Source organism: Streptomyces sp. NPDC050161 (assembly GCF_044460025.1).
Taxonomy (GTDB): domain Bacteria; phylum Actinomycetota; class Actinomycetes; order Streptomycetales; family Streptomycetaceae; genus Streptomyces.
In genome coordinates, this window is the sequence record NZ_JBITJM010000001.1 from 82219 (window position 1) to 102647 (window position 20429).

General features: G+C 71.8%; 19 protein-coding genes. 7 read left to right on the plus strand and 12 right to left on the minus strand.

The annotated features are described in order from the left end of the window. Positions 1–381, minus strand: a complete 381-nt coding sequence (locus tag ACIBK8_RS00360; protein WP_399039273.1) for a DUF192 domain-containing protein — start codon at positions 379–381, stop codon at positions 1–3. A gap of 71 nt (positions 382–452) precedes the next feature. On the opposite strand from ACIBK8_RS00360, the gene ACIBK8_RS00365 reads away from it, so the two are divergent. Further along, complete coding sequence (locus ACIBK8_RS00365; protein ID WP_399039274.1) at positions 453–1190, plus strand: prepilin peptidase; 738 nt, start codon at positions 453–455, stop codon at positions 1188–1190. A gap of 171 nt (positions 1191–1361) precedes the next feature. Here the strand turns inward: ACIBK8_RS00365 and ACIBK8_RS00370 are convergent, their stop codons facing one another. After that, positions 1362–2345 (minus strand): GlxA family transcriptional regulator, encoded by a 984-nt coding sequence (locus tag ACIBK8_RS00370; RefSeq protein WP_399039275.1) that lies wholly within the window; start codon positions 2343–2345, stop codon positions 1362–1364. A 70-nt stretch (positions 2346–2415) separates the two neighbouring features. Here ACIBK8_RS00370 and ACIBK8_RS00375 point away from each other — a divergent pair, with 70 nt between their 5' ends. Then, positions 2416–3108, plus strand: a complete 693-nt coding sequence (locus ACIBK8_RS00375; RefSeq protein WP_399039276.1) for an HD domain-containing protein — start codon at positions 2416–2418, stop codon at positions 3106–3108. A 52-nt stretch (positions 3109–3160) separates the two neighbouring features. On the opposite strand, the gene mgrA is transcribed toward ACIBK8_RS00375, so the two are convergent. Continuing rightward, a complete protein-coding gene (mgrA, locus tag ACIBK8_RS00380) occupies positions 3161–4198 on the minus strand; it encodes an L-glyceraldehyde 3-phosphate reductase (RefSeq protein WP_399039277.1) in 1038 nt (345 codons plus the stop codon). A gap of 121 nt (positions 4199–4319) precedes the next feature. Between mgrA and ACIBK8_RS00385 the strand changes: the two genes are divergently transcribed. The 4 genes from ACIBK8_RS00385 to ACIBK8_RS00400 all read left to right on the plus strand — a co-directional run bounded on the left by ACIBK8_RS00385 (position 4320) and on the right by ACIBK8_RS00400 (position 9715). Continuing rightward, entirely contained in the window at positions 4320–5117 is a 798-nt protein-coding gene (locus ACIBK8_RS00385) for an isoprenyl transferase (RefSeq protein ID WP_399039278.1), read from the plus strand. Between the two features lie 450 nt (positions 5118–5567). Then, complete coding sequence (locus ACIBK8_RS00390; RefSeq protein WP_399039279.1) at positions 5568–6905, plus strand: PhoH family protein; 1338 nt, start codon at positions 5568–5570, stop codon at positions 6903–6905. Positions 6906–7312: 407 nt separating this feature from the next. Then, positions 7313–8014, plus strand: a complete 702-nt coding sequence (locus ACIBK8_RS00395) for a transglycosylase SLT domain-containing protein (protein ID WP_399039280.1) — start codon at positions 7313–7315, stop codon at positions 8012–8014. A 135-nt stretch (positions 8015–8149) separates the two neighbouring features. Then, positions 8150–9715, plus strand: coding sequence for an AI-2E family transporter (locus ACIBK8_RS00400; RefSeq protein WP_399039281.1), 1566 nt, complete (start codon positions 8150–8152; stop codon positions 9713–9715). Between the two features lie 122 nt (positions 9716–9837). Here the strand turns inward: ACIBK8_RS00400 and ACIBK8_RS00405 are convergent, their stop codons facing one another. Beyond that, positions 9838–10371 (minus strand): alkyl hydroperoxide reductase, encoded by a 534-nt coding sequence (locus ACIBK8_RS00405; protein ID WP_393682905.1) that lies wholly within the window; start codon positions 10369–10371, stop codon positions 9838–9840. Positions 10372–10377: 6 nt separating this feature from the next. Further along, positions 10378–10932 carry a peroxiredoxin gene (locus tag ACIBK8_RS00410; RefSeq protein ID WP_393682904.1) on the minus strand — a complete coding sequence of 185 codons (555 nt, stop codon included), beginning with the start codon at positions 10930–10932 and terminating at the stop codon, positions 10378–10380. A 130-nt stretch (positions 10933–11062) separates the two neighbouring features. Between ACIBK8_RS00410 and ACIBK8_RS00415 the strand changes: the two genes are divergently transcribed. Beyond that, the gene (locus ACIBK8_RS00415) at positions 11063–12037 is read left to right on the plus strand and encodes a hydrogen peroxide-inducible genes activator (RefSeq protein ID WP_399039282.1); all 975 of its coding nucleotides are present in this window, start codon (positions 11063–11065) and stop codon (positions 12035–12037) included. On the opposite strand, the gene ACIBK8_RS00420 is transcribed toward ACIBK8_RS00415, so the two are convergent. The 7 genes from ACIBK8_RS00420 to ACIBK8_RS00450 all read right to left on the minus strand — a co-directional run bounded on the left by ACIBK8_RS00420 (position 12038) and on the right by ACIBK8_RS00450 (position 20259). Continuing rightward, positions 12038–14467, minus strand: a complete 2430-nt coding sequence (locus ACIBK8_RS00420) for an FtsX-like permease family protein (protein WP_399039283.1) — start codon at positions 14465–14467, stop codon at positions 12038–12040. It abuts the gene before it with no gap. Continuing rightward, positions 14464–15153, minus strand: a complete 690-nt coding sequence (locus ACIBK8_RS00425) for an ABC transporter ATP-binding protein (RefSeq protein WP_399039284.1) — start codon at positions 15151–15153, stop codon at positions 14464–14466. The genes ACIBK8_RS00420 and ACIBK8_RS00425 overlap by 4 nt, the downstream gene beginning before the upstream one ends. After that, entirely contained in the window at positions 15150–15674 is a 525-nt protein-coding gene (locus tag ACIBK8_RS00430) for a PadR family transcriptional regulator (protein WP_399039285.1), read from the minus strand. Before ACIBK8_RS00430 ends, ACIBK8_RS00425 begins: the two co-directional genes overlap by 4 nt. Before the next feature lie 122 nt (positions 15675–15796). Further along, positions 15797–18205 (minus strand): FtsX-like permease family protein, encoded by a 2409-nt coding sequence (locus tag ACIBK8_RS00435; protein ID WP_399039286.1) that lies wholly within the window; start codon positions 18203–18205, stop codon positions 15797–15799. Beyond that, positions 18202–18891: an ABC transporter ATP-binding protein gene (locus ACIBK8_RS00440; protein WP_399039287.1), complete on the minus strand. Its 690-nt coding sequence runs from the start codon at positions 18889–18891 to the stop codon at positions 18202–18204. Before ACIBK8_RS00440 ends, ACIBK8_RS00435 begins: the two co-directional genes overlap by 4 nt. A gap of 136 nt (positions 18892–19027) precedes the next feature. Beyond that, positions 19028–19303, minus strand: coding sequence for a hypothetical protein (locus ACIBK8_RS00445; protein ID WP_399039288.1), 276 nt, complete (start codon positions 19301–19303; stop codon positions 19028–19030). Further along, the gene (locus ACIBK8_RS00450; protein WP_399039289.1) at positions 19300–20259 is read right to left on the minus strand and encodes an SPFH domain-containing protein; all 960 of its coding nucleotides are present in this window, start codon (positions 20257–20259) and stop codon (positions 19300–19302) included. The genes ACIBK8_RS00445 and ACIBK8_RS00450 overlap by 4 nt, the downstream gene beginning before the upstream one ends. Positions 20260–20429: the final 170 nt, after the last annotated feature.

The following is a 20429-nucleotide window of genomic DNA, read 5'->3' on the forward strand; positions in this document are numbered from 1 at the left end:
TCAGGGCGAGTTGGGCGGCTCGGGTGCCGGGCGCACCTCCAGCGTCAGGCCGGGCCGCAGGCCCCACCCGGCCATCGCGCCCGCCTCGGCCTCCAGCACGTGCCGGGACCGCGGCCGTGGCAGCCCCAGCCGCCCCGGGTGCATGGTCCGCACCGCCAGCACCCTGAAGTCCCGCCCCAGATAGGCGACATCGAGCGCGAACCGCATCCGGAAGGTGTGCACCCCGCTCGCCGGGGTCAGCAGCAGCGCGCCCTCGATGCCGTCGCGTCCCAACAGCCCCCGGGTGCGCGCCCGGTAGGACGCCGCGACCTCGACGGGCACCACCACATCCGCGCCGTGCAACGTTCCCGCGCCGTCCCGCCATCGCTTCGTCGAGCCCATGGGCGCCGTTCTACCAGCCCCGCGCGCGGGAGTCCGAACGCACCGGGACCGCCGCGTTCTACAGTCGTCGCGTGTCGCCGACGCTGATGATCCTCGCCGCCGCCTACGGTGCCGCCGCCGGACTGCTGCTGCCCCGCCCCGCCCACCGGATGGCCGTCGAACCGGAGGAGGACTGGCGCGCGCACTGCCCCACAGGCCATCCCCTCACCGGATACGCCCGCGGCTGGCTGGGACCGCCGCGCTGCCCGCGGTGCCGGACGGCCTGCGGGCCCGCGGCGCTGCCGGTGGCCGCCGCCACCGCACTGGTCTGCGCGGCGCTCGCGGCGGCCACCGGCGCCCGCCCCGAGCTGGCCGCCTGGCTGCTGATGGCCCCCGTGGCCGTCCTCCTGGCGGCCGTCGACTGGCGGGTGCGACGCCTCCCGGACGCGCTGACGCTGCCGCTCGCCGCCCTGGCCGCCGCGGCGCTCGGGCTCGTCGGCTGGCTCACCGGCACGTCGGACTCCTGGCTGCGGGCGCTGCTGGGCGGCCTGCTGCTCGGCGCGTGCTACCTGCTGCTCTTCGCCGTCAACCCCGGCGGGATCGGCCTGGGCGACGCCAAGCTGGCACTCGGCCTGGGCATCGCCCTGGGGTGGTACGGCTGGCGCGCCCTGCTCATCGGCGGCGCCGCCGGGGTGTTCATCGGCGCGCTGTGGGGCGCGGGGCTGCTGCTCGCCCGCCGTGGCCGGAGCCAGGAGCCCATGCCGCTCGGCCCGTTCATGATCGTCGGAGCCCTCTGCGGACTGCTGCCCGCAGCCGCCGTGGCCGGCTGAGCGGCGGCCGGTGAGCCCCGGCGCGCGACCGGGGCACACCGGGTTGCGCGTCCTGCACGCACCACCCCTCGGTCGGGGTTATGGTGGAGACCCCCCCTCGGGCCGGTCCGTATCCCCCCCACGGACCGGCCCGCTTTTTGTTTCCCGGGCGCATCCGCCGTACGACGCCTGTCAGCTCTCCGGCGCCGTGAAGGCCATCCGGTACGCGCGGGGCGAGGTGCCGAGCAGCCGGCGGAAGTGCCGCCTGAGGTTGGAAGGACTGCCGAGGCCGCACTGGTCGGCGACCCTGTCGACGCTCAGATCGCTGTGTTCCAGCAGCTCACGGGCCCGGTTGAGGCGGGCGGCCAGCAGCCACTGGAGGGGCGTGACCCCGGTCTCCGTGACGAACCTGCGGGCGAAGGTCCGCGGCGAGACGCTGGCGTGCCCGGCCAGCAGCGCCACCGACAGGGGCTCACCCAGCCGGTCGAGCGCCCAGCTGCGGGTCGCGGCCAGCGAGGCGCCGTCGGACTCGGGCGGCAGCGGATGCTGCACGTACTGGGCCTGGCCGCCCTCGCGGTGCGGCGCGGCCACCAAGCTGCGCGCCACCCGGTTGGCTGTCTTCGCCCCCACGTCCCGCCGCACGAGGTGCAGACACAGGTCGATGCCGGCGGCCACCCCCGCCGAGGTGAGGACCTGCCCCTCGTCGACGTACAGCACGCCGGGATCCACCCGTACCCGCGGATGGCGGGCGGCCAGCTCGTCGGCGTTCTGCCAGTGGGTGGTCGCCGTACGGCCGTCCAGCACACCGGCCGCGGCCAGGGCGAACGCGCCGGTACAGATCGAGACCAGCCGCGCGCCCCTGGCGTACGCGGCGGCCAGCGCGTCGAGCACCGCGGGCTCCGGCGGGCGCAGATGCGGAGCGAACCCCGGGACCACCACCGTGTCCGCCCGGCGCACCGCCTCAAGACCTGACTCCACGGTGACGCCGAACCCGGCGGTGGTGGGCACCGGTCCTGGCGCCGCGCCGCAGAGGGTGAGGCGGTACGGCGTCGGCTCCTCGCGCGGCGCGAAGATCTGCGCCGGGATGCCGAGGTCCAGCGGCAGCACCGAAGGGAGCACCAGGACCGCCACGTCGTGCGGCGGCAGGACGGCGGGAGCGGGGGAGCGGTCGGACATGGCAGGATCCTCTCGCAACCTGGCGTTCCTGCCACTGTAGATGCGCCGCCACCGGGCCGAGCATGGAGCCATGACTCCAGGAGAATCCCAGGTCACAGCCGGTCTGAAGGCCGTTCCCGCGCCGCAGGAGCTGATCCCCGCGCTGCCGGAAGACCCGCTCACCCGCCGCGCGCTCCACCTCGTCATCCGGGAGGAATCCGCCCCCATCGCCCACCACAGCATCCGCAGCGCCCTGTTCGCGCGGCTGCTCGCCGACCACCGCGGCGCCGAGCCGGGCCGCGACTACGACCCGCAGCTGCTCTTCCTCGCCTGTGTGCTGCACGACATCGGCCTCAGCGAGCGGGGCAACGGAAGGCAGCGCTTCGAGGTCGACGGGGCGGACGCCGCCGCGGCCTTCCTCACCGAGCAGAACCTGCCCGCCGGGCAGGTCGACGCCGTGTGGGAAGCCATCGCGCTGCACACATCGCCCGGCATCGCCGAACGCCGGGGCACGCTGTGCGCCTTCGTCAGGGCCGGGGTGGGGATGGATTTCGGCCGCGACACGGACTTCGTCAGCGACGCCACGGGCGCCGCGATCCACGCGGCCTACCCGCGGCTCTCGATGACCACCGCGCTCGTCGACGAGGTCGTCGCGCAGGCCGTGGCCCGCCCGGAGAAGGCCCCGCCCCACTCGTTCCCCGGCGGGGTGCTGCACGAGCGCACCACCCCGCCGTACCGCGCCGCCATCGAGGAGCGGACGGCGGCGGCACGGTGGGGCAACTGACCGCACGGGCGGCGCGCCGGGCCTGCCGCCCGTAAGGGGCACCGGAGGTACGTCAGCCCCGGCGCGCCCAGATGTTCACGCCGTCCGTCGTCTCGGCGAACCTGTCGATCTCGGCCAGCTCGGTCTCCGTCAGCACCGGGGCGGACAGCGCCGCGACGTTCGCCTCCAGCTGCCCGACGCTGCTCGCGCCGATCAGGGCCGACGTCATCCGCGCGTCGCGGAGCACCCAGCCGAGCGCCAGCTGGGCCAGTGACTGGCCGCGGCGGGCGGCGATGTCGTGCAGACCGCGCAGCCGCCGGACGACCTCGTCGGACAGGAGGCCCGGGTCGAGCGACTTGCCCTGCGCGGCGCGCGAGCCCTCCGGAATGCCGTGCAGGTACTTGTCGGTCAGCAGGCCCTGCGCCAGCGGTGCGAAGGAAATGCAGCCCATGCCCTCGGATTCGAGGGTGTCCAGCAGGCCGTCGTCCTCGGTCCAGCGGTTGATCATCGAGTAGGACGGCTGGTGGATCAGCGCGGGGACGCCCATCCCGCGCAGGATCCTGGCCGCCTCGCGGGTCTGCTCGGCGTTGTACGAGGAGACACCCGCGTACAGGGCCTTGCCCTGCCGGACGGCGGACGCGAGGGCGCCCATCGTCTCCTCCAGCGGGGTTTCCGGGTCGAAGCGGTGCGAGTAGAAGATATCGACGTAATCGACACCCATCCGCTTCAGCGACGCATCCAACGACGAGAGGAGATATTTCCGCGATCCCCATTCCCCGTAAGGACCGGGGTGCATCCGATATCCGGCTTTGGTCGAGAGAATCATCTCGTCGCGGTAGGGCCTGAAGTCCTGCGCGAAGATCTTTCCGAAGTTCAGCTCGGCCGAGCCGGGCGGCGGGCCGTAGTTGTTGGCCAGGTCGAAGTGGGTGACGCCCAGGTCGAAGGCGCGTCGCAGGATCGCGCGCTGGGACGTCAGGGTGCGGTCGTCGCCGAAGTTGTGCCAGAGTCCAAGGGAGATGGCCGGAAGTTTGAGGCCACTGCGGCCGGTACGCCGGTACTCCATGGAGTCATAGCGTGATTCCGCGGCGCAGTAAGGAGAGGAACCAGTCATGGTCATCTCCTTATCACGGACTTGTGACATACCTGATTGGGCTGTTGAGACGCCCGAGAAGTAAAGTTGCCGACTTAGGCGACGGGGCGACCGCCATGGGCACGGAGGGGCTGGACCACACATGCTGCGATCTTCCGGGGTGCGCATCCCGTATCCGCCTGCACTGCGGAATCTGGTGTACCGGCTGTACGCGCGCCGGGTGGAGGGCCGCCTGGATCACACCCAGGTGCCCAAGCACATCGGCGTGATCCTCGACGGCAACCGCCGCTGGGCGCGGGCCGACGGCCGGACGACGGAACAGGGCCACCAGGCCGGCGCCGCCAAGATCAGCGAACTGCTCGGGTGGTGCGAGGAGACCGACGTCGAGGTCGTCACCCTCTGGCTGCTGTCGACGGACAACCTCGACCGGCCCGAAGAGGAACTGACGCCCCTGCTGGGCATCATCGAGAACACCGTGCGCGATCTGGCGGTCGGCGGTCGCTGGCGGGTGCACCACGTCGGCAACCGCGACCTGCTGCCCGCCGACACCCAGCACGTGCTGAAGAAGGCCGAGCAGGACACCGCCGACAACACCGGCGTCCTGGTGAACGTCGCCGTCGGATACGGCGGCCGGCAGGAGATCGCCGACGCGGTCCGCTCCCTGCTGCACGAACACGCCGAGCGCGGCACGTCGTTCGACGAGCTCGCCGAGATCGTCGACATCGACCTCATCTCCGAGCACCTCTACACCCGCGGCCAGCCCGACCCGGACCTGGTGATCCGCACCAGCGGCGAACAGCGCCTCTCCGGCTTCATGCTCTGGCAGAGCGCCCACTCCGAGTACTACTTCTGCGAGGTCTTCTGGCCGGCGTTCCGGAAGGTCGACTTCCTGCGTGCGCTGCGCGACTACGCGGCCAGGCACCGGCGTTACGGCTTCTAGCGCGGCACCGCCACCGGAACGGCACCGCCACACCTGACGGCCGGGCACATCCCCACCAGGATGTGCCCGGCCGTCAGTGCGCCGGCAGGAAGGCCGTTCCCGGCCCGCCGGGGCGCAGTGAGCGGGCGCGTTCCGGCGGGGCGCGCCCCCGTCGTGGCGCCGTGTAACCCAAGGTTCATCACCTGTGCGTCATATGCCGTGGCATGGGCGTGCGGGTTCGCGGGAATATCCCTTCCAGGTCGGCGTCCGGAATCAGACACGGGCGCCGTATCTCAGCGGACGGCATGGGGTCGTCCGCCCGGGAGGCCCTTTGCACATCACGGACGATCGTGCCCCGTGCACGGCCGACGCGGAGGGCCGGTCTTCGGCCCGTGCAACGTGGCCGGATGCCGGTCCTGTCCCCCGCGACGCCGTCGCACCCCGACCTCATCCGAGGGGGTTCGTCCACCCGTGGTGAACAGCAAGAAGCGCCGTGAGAACGGCCGGCGCACTTATGTCCTCGACACCAGCGTCCTGCTGGCGGATCCAGGCGCCATGTCCCGCTTCGACGAGCACGAAGTCGTGCTGCCGGTCGTCGTGGTCACGGAGTTGGAGGCCAAGAGGCACCATCCAGAGCTGGGTTACTTCGCGCGGCAGGCGCTCCGACTGCTGGACGAGTACCGGGTGCAGTTCGGGAGGCTGGACGCGCCCCTTCCCATCGGGGATCTGGGCGGGACGCTCCGGGTCGAGCTGAACCACTCCGATCCCGCGCTCCTGCCCGCCGCCTTCCTCAACGAGCACAGCAGGCTCGGCGACAACGACTCGCGGATCCTGGCGGTGGCACGCAACCTCCAGGCCGAGGGCTACGACGTCACCGTCGTCTCCAAAGACCTGCCGATGCGCATCAAGGCGTCATCGGTCGGCCTGCTGGCCGAGGAGTACCGCGCCGAACTGGCGGTCACCGACTCCGGCTGGACGGGGATGGCCGAACTGACCGTCGCCGCCGAGCAGATCGACGACCTGTTCGCCGACGAGGTCGCCCCCGTACCGGACGCCGCCGGACTTCCGGTGCACACCGGGCTCGTGCTCCAGTCCGAGCGGGGCAAGGCGCTCGGCCGGGTCACCCCGGAGGGCGCGGTCCGGCTGGTGCGCGGCGACCGGGAGGCGTTCGGGATCCACGGCCGCAGCGCCGAGCAGCGGATCGCCCTGGATCTGCTGCTCGACCAGGAGGTCGGCATCATCTCGATGGGTGGCAGAGCCGGCACCGGCAAGTCGGCGCTGGCGCTGTGCGCGGGCCTGGAGGCGGTGCTGGAGCGTCAGCAGCACCGCAAGGTGATGGTGTTCCGCCCGCTCTACGCCGTCGGCGGCCAGGAACTCGGCTATCTGCCGGGCAGCGAGGCGGAGAAGATGAGCCCCTGGGCTCAGGCGGTCTTCGACACGCTGTCCGCGGTGACGAGCAAGGAGGTCATCGAAGAGGTGGTGGGGCGCGGCATGTTGGAGGTGCTGCCGCTCACCCACATCCGCGGCCGGTCGCTGCACGACGCGTTCGTCATCGTGGACGAGGCCCAGTCCCTCGAACGGAACGTCCTGCTGACCGTGCTGTCCCGCATCGGGGCCAACTCGCGCGTGGTGCTCACGCATGACGTCGCACAGCGCGACAACCTGCGGGTCGGGCGGCACGACGGCGTGGTGGCGGTGGTCGAGAAACTGAAGGGGCATCCGCTCTTCGCGCACGTCACGCTGACCCGCTCGGAGCGGTCGCCGATCGCCGCGCTGGTGACCGAAATGCTGGAGGACGGCAGGATCTGACCGGTTGTGAACCACGGCGCCGTCCGGCAAAGCCAAGGAGCTTAGCCGGACGGCGTTCCTGTGCGCGGGAATAACCGAAATTACTTGGGGGTAAACGAGGTGTGAGCTTTCACACCCAGTGGAGAATTGATTCCCGGCGTCTCGTTCGGGCAGAGTCTGGGTCCTGTCAGGCCCCGCATACGGCACAACCAGCATCCCCAGAGGTGCGGAACACCCGAACTTCATAGCGAACCGCCGTATGCCGCCCGAGCACCACGCGGACCCCGAGGGGTACGTACCGGGCCCGTGCCTCCCGTGACCAGCCGCCCCCTACCGCTCAACAGGGGGCGGAACAAGGGGAGACCAGCGCCAGGGGCACGATTGCGTCCGCGAGGTCACCTATGCGGGCGATGCTGGAAGGAAATCGTGTGAGCCGGATCTCGGTCCGGGGATTCGCCGTGGCCTCCGCCACCGCGGTCACCACCGTCGGCGCCGTGGTCGGCGTCGCCGCAGGCAATGAGCCTGGCTCGGTCGCCAACACCGAAGCCACCGCCGCCGATGCGACGATCGCAGACATTCCCGCGGGCCAGCAGGCCCAGGTGCAGACGGCCTCCCTGACGCAGCAGGCGGACGACCAGTCCACCCAGGCGGATGCGGCAGCCCTCAAGACCGCGCAGGAGTCGGCACGCAAGGCAGCCGCACAAACCGCGCAGGAGAAGAAGGACGCCGCCGACGACGCCAAGGCGAAGGCGGACGCGGAAGCGCGCGAGAAGAAGAAGCTCGCCGCCAACCGTTCCGCAGCGCGTGACGCCAGCGACTTCGTTGCCAAGGGTTCCTACACGGTCGCCGAGACGCAGGCCATTGCGCGCCAGATGATCCCGGGCGAGCAGTTCCAGTGCTTCAGCAACATCGTGAGCCACGAGTCCGGCTGGAACTACCAGGCCACCAACGCCTCGTCGGGCGCCTACGGTCTGGTCCAGGCACTCCCCGGCTCCAAGATGTCCTCCGCGGGCTCCGACTGGCAGACCAACCCGGCCACCCAGATCAAGTGGGGCCTGAACTACATGAACAGCCGCTACGGCAGCCCCTGTGGCGCCTGGCAGTTCTGGCAGGCCAACAGCTGGTACTAGGTCCGCCGCCGGCTTCCAGCAGCACCACAGCGCAACCGAGACCCCCGACCGCGTCAGCGTCGGGGGTCTCGTGCGTCCTTCGCGGGTAACGTCGTCCCGTCAGATGTGGGGGACGGGAGGGGAAGAGGAAGCGACATGTCCAGATTGCCTGAGTGGGTCGGTGGCCTCGGCGCCGGTCTGACGCGGCTCTCGCAGCGGCTGGAGGACCAGCGCCGCCGTGCGGAGTCCGCGGCGGCGGCCGACGACCCCGAGGAGCTGCGGCATGCCGTACGCCCCGATGTCCCGGACGGTACGGCCGAGTCGGGAGCCCCGGGGGCCGCGGGAGCCCCGGGAGCCCCGGGGGCCGCAGGGGCCGCGGAGACCGGTCTGCCGTCCGTCGGGGGAGGGGCCGCGCCGGGCGGCGAAGCCCCGCCCATGCCGCTGACCGCTCCTCAGAAGGGCGCCGAGTCCCCCCAGGAGGCGCGGCTTTCCGACGTGCCCCTGGAGGGCGAGGGCGCCGTCCTGGTGCGCCCACCGGAATCCGTGCCCGCGCCGCCCGCGTACGCGCCCGCGGTGTCCGCCAGGCCCGATCCGGTCGCCGCCGTGCCGTGGGGCGTACGGGTCGCCGCCGAGGCCGGCTGGCGGCTGCTGGTGCTGGCCGGGACGCTCTGGGTGCTGGCCCGGGTCATCACCACCATCGAACTGGTCGTGCTGGCCTTCGTCGCGGCCCTGCTGATCACCGCGCTGCTCCAGCCGACGGTGGCCTGGCTGCGCCGCCGCGGGCTGCCGCGCGGGTTCGCCACGGCGCTGACCTTCATCGGCGGCTTCGTCATCATGGGCCTGGTCGGCTGGTTCGTGGTGTGGCAGGTGCAGGACAACATCGACTCGGTCTCCAGCCGCATCCTGGAAGGCATCACCGAGTTGAAGGGCTGGCTGCTCAAGAGCCCGTTCCACGTGACCGAGGCGCAGATCAACAACATCGCCAAGAACCTTCAGGACGCGGTCGGTGCCAACACCGAGGCGATCACCTCGGCGGGGCTCGAAGGCGTCACCGTCGTGCTGGAGGTCCTCACCGGCATTCTGCTGGCGATGTTCACCACGCTCTTCCTGCTGTACGACGGCCGCCGGATCTGGTCGTGGGTGCTCAAGCTGGTTCCCGGCGCGGCCCGTGAGGGTGTCGCGGGCGCCGGGCCGCGCGCCTGGCGCACGCTGACCGCCTATGTGCGGGGCACGGTCCTGGTCGCCCTGATCGACGCGATCTTCATCGGCATCGGGCTGTACTTCCTGAACGTGCCGCTCGCCGTGCCGCTGGCCGTGTTCATCTTCCTGTTCGCCTTCATCCCGCTGATCGGCGCGGTGGTGTCAGGTGCGCTCGCGTGCGTCGTCGCGCTGGTCACCCAGGGCGTGTTCACGGCGCTGATGGTGCTGGCCGTGGTGCTGGCCGTGCAGCAGATCGAGGGGCACATCCTCCAGCCGTTCATTCTCGGGCGCGCGGTGCGGGTGCACCCCCTGGCGGTGATCCTGTCGGTCGCGGCCGGCGGGCTGATCGCCGGGATCGGCGGCGCGGTGGTGGCCGTGCCGCTGGTCGCCGTGACCAACACCGTGGTCGGGTATCTCCGCGCGTACTCCCAGGAACAGGCGGTACGGATGGCTCCGCAGCCGCGGGGCGCCACGGCGATCGGGGTGGCGCCCACGGCCCCTCCGAAGGCCGTGGAGGACTGAAGGACCCGGCGCGGCCGGGGGCCGGCGGACCGTTCCCCGCGCCGCTCAGGTACCCGCACGAAAGACCCGGGCCCCATGGACAACTGTCCACGGGGCCCGGGTCTTTGCGAGGGTGCGGGGGATTACTCCGCCAGCGCCGCCTCGGCGTCCAGGGTGGCGCCCACGGCCTGCAGGACGGCCGCGATCTTGACGGCTTCCTGGATGGTCTCGCGGTCCACGCCGGCCTTGCGGAGCACCTGCTCGTGCGAGTCCAGGCACATGCCGCAGCCGTTGATGGCGGAGACGGCCAGCGACCACAGCTCGAAGTCGACCTTGTCCACGCCGGGGTTGCCGATGACGTTCATCCGCAGACCGGCGCGCATCGTCCCGTACTCCGGGTCGGAGAGGAGGTGACGCGTGCGGTAGAAGACGTTGTTCATCGCCATGATGGCGGCGGCCGACTTGGCGGCGGTGTACGCCTCGGCCGAGAGGTTCGCCTTCGCCTCGGGCTCCAGCTCGCGCAGCACCTTCGGCGAGCGCGAGGCGATCGCGCAGGCCAGGACGGTGCCCCACAGCTGCTGCTGCGGGAGGTCGCTGTTGCCGATGACCGAGCCGAGGTTCAGCTTGAGGTCCTTGGCGAAGTCCGGTACCGCGGACTTCAGTTCGTCGAGTGCCATCTCAGATCACTCGCCCGACAGGAGCGCGACCGGGTCGAGGGTCTCGTCGCCCTTGGACCAGTTGCAGGGGCACAGCTCGTCGGTCTGCAGGGCGTCGAGCACCCGCAGGACCTCCTTGGGGTTACGGCCGACGGAGCCGGCGGTCACCATGGTGAACTGGATCTCGTTGTTCTGGTCGACGATGAAGACGGCGCGCTGCGCGAAGCCGTCCTCGCCCTCGATGCCCAGGGCGCGCATGAGCTCGTGCTTCGAGTCGGCGAGCATCGGGAAGGGCAGGTCGGTCAGGTCCGGGTGGTCCTTGCGCCAGGCGTGGTGCACGAACTCGGAGTCACCGGAGAAGCCGAGGATCTGGGCGTCACGGTCGGCGAACTCGTCGTTCAGCTTGCCGAAGGCGGCGATCTCGGTGGGGCACACGAAGGTGAAGTCCTTCGGCCACGCAAACACGATCTTCCACTTGCCCTCGTAGGTCTTGTGGTCGATCTGCTCGAATTCCTTGCCGGATTCGAGCGAAACGCAAGCGGTCAGGTCGAACTCGGGGAACTTGTCACCGACAGTGAGCACGCGCTCTCCTTGCAACCAGAAGTCCTTTTTGGGGACTTTCCTAGGGGGTTGGACGCATCACACGGTGCCACAGATGCCATTGATCAGGGAAATAGCTAGAGTGGTTGATGTTGATCGGAGGTGGTTATCAGTGGTGGTACCGGCGAACGGCGGACGGGCGCGGCAGCCCAGCCTGGCGCAGCTGCGGGCCTTTGCCGCGGTGGCCGAATCCCTGCACTTCCGGGAGGCGGCGGCCGAGATCGGAATGAGCCAGCCCGCACTGTCCGGAGCGGTCTCCGCGCTGGAGGAGACGCTCGGAGTGCAACTCCTGGAGCGTACGACGCGCAAGGTACTGCTCTCACCGGCGGGGGAGCGGGTCGCGGCGCGGGCCAGGGTGGTACTGGAGGCGGTCGGCGACCTGATGGAGGAGGCGGAGGCGGCGCGCGCGCCGTTCACCGGCGTCCTGCGGCTCGGCGTCATTCCGACCGTCGCGCCCTACCTGCTGCCGACCGTACTGCGGCTGGTGCACGGCACGTACCCGGACCTCGACCTCCAGGTGCACGAGGAACAGACCGCCTCGCTGCTGGACGGGCTCGCGCACGGGCGTCTCGACCTGCTGCTGCTCGCGGTGCCGCTCGGCGTCCCGCAGGTCACCGAAATCCCGCTGTTCGACGAGGACTTCGTCCTGGTGGCGCCCAAGGACCACTGGCTGGGTGGCCGCGGCGACATACCGCGCCAGGCGCTGCGGGAACTGGACCTGCTGCTGCTCGACGAGGGGCACTGCCTGCGCGACCAGGCGCTGGACATCTGCCGGGAGGCGGGCCGGGAGGAGGGCGCGCCGGTGACCACCAGCGCGGCCGGCCTGTCGACGCTGGTGCAGCTGGTGGCCGGCGGGCTCGGGGTGACGCTGCTGCCGCGGACCGCGCTGCGGGTGGAGACCGGGCGCAACGACGAGCTGACGACCGGGTACTTCGCGGATCCGGCGCCCAGCCGCCGGGTCGCCCTTGCGATGCGCAGCGGGGCGGCCAGGCAGCGTGAGTTCGAGGAGTTCGCGGACGCGCTGCGGGTGGCGCTGCGGGGGCTGCCGGTGCGGATGGCGACAGGGCCTGGCGGGCCGGTGTCCTGATCACTCCGTGCGGAGGCCGTCGGGGCGCATCATGCGCCACAGCGGCGGCAGGCTCAGGGCCGTCACGAAGAGGATCACGCCGGCGCCGATTCCGGCCATCCCGGCCACCGCCGTCCAGTCCACCGTCACGCCGTTGCTGATGATCGACAGCAGCAGCGCGCCCAGGGCCAGACCGCAGCCGACCGCGAGCGCCAGGCCGAGGGTGACGGGGACCGCGGTCTGCCACAGGATCGACCAGCCCAGGCTGGCCCTGCGGGTGCCGAAGGCGTGCAGGGACGACAGCATCCTGCGGCGCTCGTTGAGCTGCTCGACGGTCGTGATGATCAGGCCGGCGCCGATCAGCAGCAGGGTGATCACGGAACCCGCGAACAGGCCGTTGCGGACGCTGGACAGCTGCTGGTCGTGCGGGTTGTCGACGGTGGAGGACTCGTAGAACGCCGGGTTGACGCGGGCCGCGGTGTTGCGGATGTGCTCGACGGCGTCGGGCAGGCTCCGGTCGTAGTCGACGGTCAGTTCCATGTCGGTGCTGTTGAGCCCGCTGATGTCGAGGGCGGACGGCGTGGCCAGCAGGTCGTAGGAGTAGTGGTCGGGGCCGGTGCCGCCGCCGGGGGAGGCGAGGCGAGTGGGCAGGGTGTGGCGGGGGATCTGCCAGGGGCGGGGCTTGGGCGCCTCGCTCCCCATCACCGGGGGGTCGAGGTCGATGGCCGCGCCCGGCTTGATGACGTCCTTGTCGCGCTGGTCGGTGAGGAAGACGTCGCCGGATCCGCAGGACGGCAGGGCCGCCAGCCTGCGCAGCTCGGCGCAGTCGCCGACGCCGACCAGCAGGAAGCGGGTGTCGTCCGCCGGGTGCCCCGGGGCCGGGAGCTCGCCGACGTGCGCGGTGACGACGCCGCGGGCCGACTGCACGCCCGGCGTCGCCCGCAGCGCGGCGAGTGCCTGCTCGGTCTGCCGCCAGCTGTCCGTGTGCCCCCAGTAGCCGAGTTCCGGGCGCTCCTTGGCGGACTGCGCGTACGCCTGGGCGTACCCGGTCTGCATGCCGGTGAACAGCATGTGGATGGCGATGGCGCCGGCCACCGCGACGGTGATGCCGCTGACCGCGCGGGTGGCCGAGCCGCTGCTCAACTGGAGCCTGCGCACGGCCAGTTGCCAGGGCACCGGGCCGCCGCGCAGCCGGTTCACCACGGCGTCGACGAGCCAGGGCAGCAGCGCGGTGACGCCGAGCAGCAGCAGCATCGAACCGACGGCGAGACGCCCGGTGTTGAGCGGGCTGTCGGTCCATTGCTGCTCCCGGGCCAGCGGGAGCAGCAGCAGCGCGCCCAGGACCGGCAGCAGCACCCGCCACCACAGCCTGCGGCGCACCGCCGGGCGGTCGCGGACCACGCCCAGCGGCTCGACCGTCACGCGGCGCTGCGCGAACAGCGTCACCAGCACCGAAGCGGCCGGCACCAGGACGGCGATCAGTGTGGCGGGCAGCGGTCCCGGGCGGATGTCGGAGGGGAAGACGTTGATGTCCCACAGCGTGATCACCGAGGCGAGCTGCCGGACGCCGAGGAACAGCAGGGCCCCGGCGACCAGCCCCAGCAGCGAGCCGAACAGCGACTCGCCGGACGCGATCCGGCGGGTGGTGGCCACATCGGAGCCGACCAGCCGCAGGGCCGCGAGGCGTCGCTCCCGCTGCTCGTTGCCGACGCGTACGGAGGTGCCGATGAAGACCATCACGGGCGTCAGCAGCGCCACACAGGTCATGATCACCAGGAGGACGGCCTGCGGCTGCATCGGCGGCGGCTCCCAGACCTTGCCGAAGTGGTCGATGCGGTAACCGCTGGGCTCGTGCAGGGTCGCGCTGCCCGCGACGTAGGTGAGTTCGGCCGGGCCGCTGAGGCCCTCGTCGCCGATGACGCCGCTGATCCGGTAGTCGAGGCGCTCGCGCAGCAGCGCGCCGTCGGGTGAGTCCAGCAGCTTCTTGAGTGCGGGCGACACCAGCATCCGGCCGGGGCCGGGGAGTTGCCGCATGCCGGGCGGCGCGGGCGGGTGCGCGCCGTCGGGGCGGACCAGCCGGCCGCGGATCGCCTGTCCGTGGAAGACGGTGTCGGCTGAGCCGTAGAGGACGGTGGTGTCGCCGCGCGGCGGTTCGTGCTGCTGCCCGAGGTTCTCCCTGGCCTTCTCCCGGCCGTGCCAGGCGTCCATCAGGGTCGGCACCGAGGCGCCGATGAGCAGGACGGCGACGCCGAGCGCCACGGCGGTCGCGGTCAGGGCGGTACGGATCCAGCCGTCGCGCCCGCCGCCGGCCGCGAAGCGCATGCCCATGGCGAGGTCGTCGGCCCAGGCGCGGGGGCGGCTGCGCGGGCGGACGGGCGCGGGCCGGCGCGGGTCGGTTTCGGGGGGCGTGCCGGGCGTGCGCCGGTCTGCCCTGGAGCGGAGCGGGTTCACTGCAGGCCCGCCAGCATGTCCTTCACCTTGCCGTCGCGGACGACGATCTCGCGGTCGGAGTAGGCGGCGACGCGGGATTCGTGGGTGACGAGGACGACGGCCGCGCTGGTGTCCCGCGCGGCGTCGGTGAGCAGCGACATCACGCGTTCGCCGTTGAGGGAGTCGAGGGCGCCGGTGGGTTCGTCGGCGAAGATCACGCGCGGGCGGGTGGCCAGCGCGCGGGCGACGGCGACGCGCTGGCCCTGGCCGCCGGAGACCTCACCGGGCCGCTTGGCCGCGACGTCGTCCACCTCCAGGCGCTCCAGCCACGCACGTGCCTGGCGCTCGGCCTCCTTGCGTTTGACGCCGTTCAGCCGCAGCGGAAGCGCGACGTTCTCCACGCAGGTCAGTTCGGGTACCAGCTGGCCGAACTGGAAGACGAAGCCGAAGTCGGTGCGGCGCAGCGCGCTGCGCTCGGTGTCGTTCAGGGTGGTCAGCTCGCGGTCGCCGTAGCGGACCGTGCCGCGGTCCGGGCGCACGATGCCGGCGAGGCAGTGCAGCAGCGTCGACTTGCCGGAGCCGGACGGGCCGAGCACGGCGACGACCTCGCCCGGGTGGATGGAGAACTCGGCGCCGTCCAGCGCCGGGGTCGCGCCGTACGCCTTGTGCAGCCCGTCGGCCGCCAGCAGGGATCCTTCCGGGGTCATTCGCGTACCGAATCCGCGAGGCGGTCGAGCCGTGCCGCGGTCAGTTCGAGCCAGCGCAGGTCGGCTTCCAGGTGGAACAGCGCGTGGTCGCAGATCAGCTGGTCGGCGAGGTCGCCCTTGCGCTTGCGCTCGGTCAGGCCGCGCATCAGCCGCAGGTGCTCGGCCCGCTGGGTGTCGAGGAGTTCGGCGGCGTCGCGCTCGGTCATCAGGGCCAGGACGACCTTGGTGTAGAGCGTGGACTGGAGGTAGGGCTCGGGCTTTTCGGGCCGGCCGAGCCACTGGGCGACGTCGGTGACTCCCGCGTCGGTGATGGCGTACCGCTTGCGCTCGGGCCCCGCCCCGGCCTCCACGCTGTCCACCTCGACCAAGCCGTTCTTCAGCAGCCGGGACATGGTCGAGTAGACCTGCCCGTAATGCAGCGGACGATCGTGTCCGAAGTGCTCGTCGAAAGCCCGCTTGAGGTCGTAGCCGTGGCGGGGACCGGACTCCAGGAGGCCCAGCAGCGTATGACCGATTGACATGCCGACCACCTTACGTCGTGGGTGTATCCGTGGTGTATACGCCCGTTGTATACCTACCGGCGCGCAGCCGGAAATGTCCGGTGTGGGGCCCGGGTGCGACCGGCCCCCACACCGGGGGAGCGCTACTCGGAGCGCAGTCCGTCGGGCCGCATCATCCGCCACAGCGGCGGCAGGCTGAGCAGCGTGATCAGCAGGACGAGTCCGGCGCCCGCCAACGGCAGCGGCCAGACCGCCGACCAGTCGAAGGCGCCCTTGCCCGCCATCCGCAGCAGCACGCTGCCGAGCCCGACGCCGCCGGCCAGGGCGAGCGCGAGCCCCAGGAAGACGGGGACCGCGGTCTGCCACAGGACGGACCAGGCGAGGGTGGACCTGCGGGTGCCGAAGGCGACCAGGACCGAAAGCAGCCGGCGGCGCTCGCGCAACTGCTCCAGGGTGGAGACCAGCATCCCGGCCGCGATCAGCGCGATGGTGAGCGTGGAGCCGACCAGCAGACCCGTGCGGACGGTCGTGAACTTCTGGTCGCGCGTGGCGGTGCGCAACGTGATGACCTGCATCGTCGGGTCGATGCGGGCGGCGGTGTTGCGTACGTGCTCCACCGTGTCGGACACCGCCGGGTCGATCTTGAGCATGGCCCGTGCCGTGGGCTCGTCGAGCCGTCCGGGATCCACCGCGCCGGGGGTGGCGAAGATGCCGGGGGCGAGCCGGCCGGACGGATCCACCCGGGCGCGGACCGTCCGGGTCTTCTCGGGGACGGTCCACAGCCGCGGCCTGCCGACGGGCCTGCCGGTCTCCGGGGCGGCGTTGAACAGCACCGGCGCGCCGGGCCGTGCGGTCTTCAGGACGAAGTCGTCGTCGGTGCCGCCGGTGACGATGAAGGCGTCTCCGTCCTTGCAGGGGCCGGTCCGTGCCAGCTCCCGCAGCGCGGTGCAGTCGCCGACGGTGACCGCGGCGCTCGGCGCGAACTCCTCGCCCTTGCGCAGCGGTCCCGGCCGGGTGACGGACGACTCGACCACCGCGATGGTGCCGCGGACACCCTGGGTGCCCCGGAATTTCTCGATCATGGTGCGGATGGTGCGCATGTCGTGCGCCGGCAGGATCACGCTCAGCTGCGCCCGGCGGTCGTCCGCTCCCGTGTGCTTCAGGAAGTCGCTCTGCACGGCGGAGACGAACAGCTGGAGGGCGATGGCGCCGGCGACCGCGACGGTGATGCCGCTGACCGCGCGGGCCGCGGCGCCGCTGCCGAGCTGGAGCCTGCGGGTGGCCAGCTGCCAGGGCACGGGGCCGCCCCTGAACCTGGCCACCACCGCTTCGACGGCCCACGGCAGCAGCAGCGTGACGCCGAGCAGCACCAGCACCGCGCCACCCGCGACGGCGAACGGGTCGACGCGGGCGTTGGCCGCGTCCACCGGGTCGCTGAACAGCAGCATCGCCAGGCCGATCAGCGGCACCGGGATGCGCCACCACAGCCGGCGGCGGCGGGCCGTGGCGTGCCGGACGACGCCCAGCGGCTCGATCGTGACGCCGTGCATCGCGGCCAGGGTGACCACCACGGCCGACACCGGGACCGCGAGGGCGATCAGCACGGTCAGCGCCGGGCTCGGGGTCAGGTCGGAGGGGAAGGCGTTGACGTCCCACAGGGTGACCAGGCCGGTGAACTGCCGGCCGGTCAGGAACAGCAGTCCGCCCAGCAGCAGACCGCACAGCGAGCCGAACAGCGCCTCGCCCGCGGCCATCCTGCGGGCCATGTGGACGTCGGCGCCGATCAGCCGCAGGGCCGCGAGCCGCCGGTCGCGGCCCTCGCCGCCGAAGCGGACCGCGGTGGCGATGAAGAGGGCGACCGGCATCAGGAGCACCACGCACGCCAGGATGATCAGCATCACCAGGATCGCGCTCGGCGCCGACTGCCCGTTTCCGCCCCCGGCCCCGAACGAGCCGGTGCGGTGGCCCCCGTGCTCCGTGGTGAGGGTGGCGCTGCCCGCGTAGTACGCCAGCTCGGACGGCCCGATGAGGCCGGCTTCCGCGATCGTGCCGGTGATCCGGTAGGGCAGCCGCTCGCGCAGCAGCGCGCCGTCCGGCGAGGCCAGCAGCTCCTTCAGCGCGGGCGACGCCACCATCTCGCCGGGACGGGGCAGCGCGGTCACGCCCGGCGGGGCGGGGGCGTGCGGGCCGTCGGGGCGCAGCAGGACGCCGGTGATCCGGGCGCCGCGGAACTCGGTGTCGGCCGATGCGGTCACCAGGGACGAGGGCGACGGCTCGACGGGCCTGTCGGACGCGGCCTGGCGGGCCTCGCCGCGGGTGTACCGGCCTTGCAGCAGCTGCGGAACGGACGCGGCGGTCAGCAGCAGTGCCACGCCCAGGGCGGCGCCGACGGCGGTGAGCAGCGTACGGGTCCAGCCCGCACGGCCGCCGCCGGCCGCGAAGCGGAGGCCCATGGCGAGGTCGCGGGCCCAGGCCGCCGGGCCGGTGGGCGGGGCCGGGTTGCCGGGCGCGCCGGGGGGCGGGCCGCCGCGCCGTTCGTCGAGAAGGGTCATACGGCGCCCACCGCCGCTTCGCGTGCGATGCCGTCGCGGACGACGATCTCGCGGTCGGAGTAGGCGGCGACGCGGGATTCGTGGGTGACGAGGACGACGGCCGCGCTGGTGTCGCGGGCCGCCTCGGTCAGCAGGGTCATGACGCGTTCGCCGTTGAGGGAGTCGAGGGCGCCGGTGGGTTCGTCGGCGAAGATCACGCGCGGGCGGGTGGCGAGCGCGCGGGCGACGGCGACGCGCTGGCCCTGGCCGCCGGAGACCTCACCGGGCCGCTTGGCCGCGACGTCGTCCACCTCCAGGCGCTCCAGCCACGCACGTGCCTGGCGTTCGGCCTCCTTGCGCGCGAGGCCGTTCAGCCGCAGCGGAAGCGCGACGTTCTCCACGCAGGTCAGTTCGGGTACCAGCTGGCCGAACTGGAAGACGAAGCCGAAGTCGGTGCGGCGCAGCGCGCTGAGCTGTGCGTCGTTCAGGGTGGTCAGCTCGCGGTCGCCGTAGCGGACGCTGCCGCGGTCCGGGCGCAGGACGCCGGAGAGGCAGTGCAGCAGCGTCGACTTGCCGGAGCCGGACGGGCCCATGACGGCCACCACCTCGCCCGCGTGGATCGAGAAGCCGGTGCCGTCGAGCGCGGATGTGGTGCCGTACGCCTTGTGCAGCGCGCCGGCTTCGAGCAGGGATCCGGCCGGTGTCATACGCGGGCCTCCGAGAGTGCGGGCAGGGGACATCCGATGGACATGCCGCGCACTCTACATGAGGTGTATACATGTGATGTATAGATGGAGTGTGTAGTGAGGGGGAGGGGTGAACTCGGGGCGGTACGGCGGTACTTCAGCCGTCCGACGGCGGGCGGGGCTCCTTGGGCGGGCGTCCACGGCGGGCCGGGCCGCCCGCGCCGCGCGGCAGCCGGCCCGCGTCCGAAAGCGCCTTGCGGAGCAGGAACTCGACCTGCGCGTTGGTGCTGCGCAGCTCGTCACCGGCCCAGCGGGCGAGCGCGTCGTGGATCAGCGGGTCGAGCCGCAGCAGCACCTGCTTGCGCTGCTGCGGCCGTCGCGCGGGCTTCCGGTCGCCGTCGGCTCCGGACTCCCCGGGGGTGTCGGCACTCACTGGTAGAGCGAGCCCGTGTTGAGGACCGGCTGGGCGGCGCGGTCGCCGCACAGCACCACCATCAGGTTGCCGACCATGGACGCCTTGCGCTCCTCGTCCAGTTCGACGATGCCCTGCTCGCTGATCCTGACCAGCGCCTGCTCGACCATGCCGACCGCGCCCTCGACGATCTGCTGGCGGGCCGCCACGACCGCGCCCGCCTGCTGGCGCTGGAGCATCGCCGAGGCGATCTCGGGGGCGTAGGCGAGGTGGCTGAAGCGGGACTCGATGATCCGGACGCCGGCGGCCTGCACCCGGGCGGTCAGTTCGACGGCGAGCTTCTCGGTGATCTCCTCGGCGTTGCCGCGCAGCGACAGGGCGTCCTCGTCGTGCGCGTCGTAGGGGTACTCGATCGCGATGTGCCGGACGGCCGCCTCGGTCTGGGTGGCGACGAACTCCAGGAAGTCGTCGACCTCGAAGAGCGCCTGGGCGGTGTCCTCGACCTTCCAGACGACGATCGAGGCCAGCTCGATCGGGTTGCCGTAGGCGTCGTTGACCTTCAGCACCGCGGTCTCGTGGTTGCGGACCCGGGTGGAGATCTTCCGCGCGCTGGTCAGCGGGTTGACCCAGCGCAGCCCGTCGGTGCGGATGGTGCCGACGTACCGGCCGAAGAGCTGGATGACGCGGGCCTCGCCGGGCGCGACCATCTTCACGCCGGTCATGCAGAAGAACGAGCCGAGCAGCATCAGGATGCCGACGACCAGCATCGGCACACCCACCGCGTTGTGGCCGCCGGAGCCGAGCACGCCGCCGCCGATGATGAGCGCGATCCCGAGGAAGACGCCGAGCACGGTCAGCAGCAGGGCGACGCCGCCCGGGATGCTGTGCGCCGGCTTCTCGCGGACCTGCGGTTCGGGCATCTCGGGTGCGTCGGCGGCCGGCCTTGTGGTGCTGCCGCCCGGTGTCTGGTCGGACATGGGGATCCCCCGTTTCTCGTGGTGCCGGTCATCGTGACGATCACGATGTCACCAATCTAGCAAAGTGATATCACTTTATTCCACTGCCGCTCTGGATGCGCAACCACTGCGCGACGGTTCCCCTCTTGACAGGTGCTGATTGTCACGTCGGGAAAAGCCTTGATCGATGA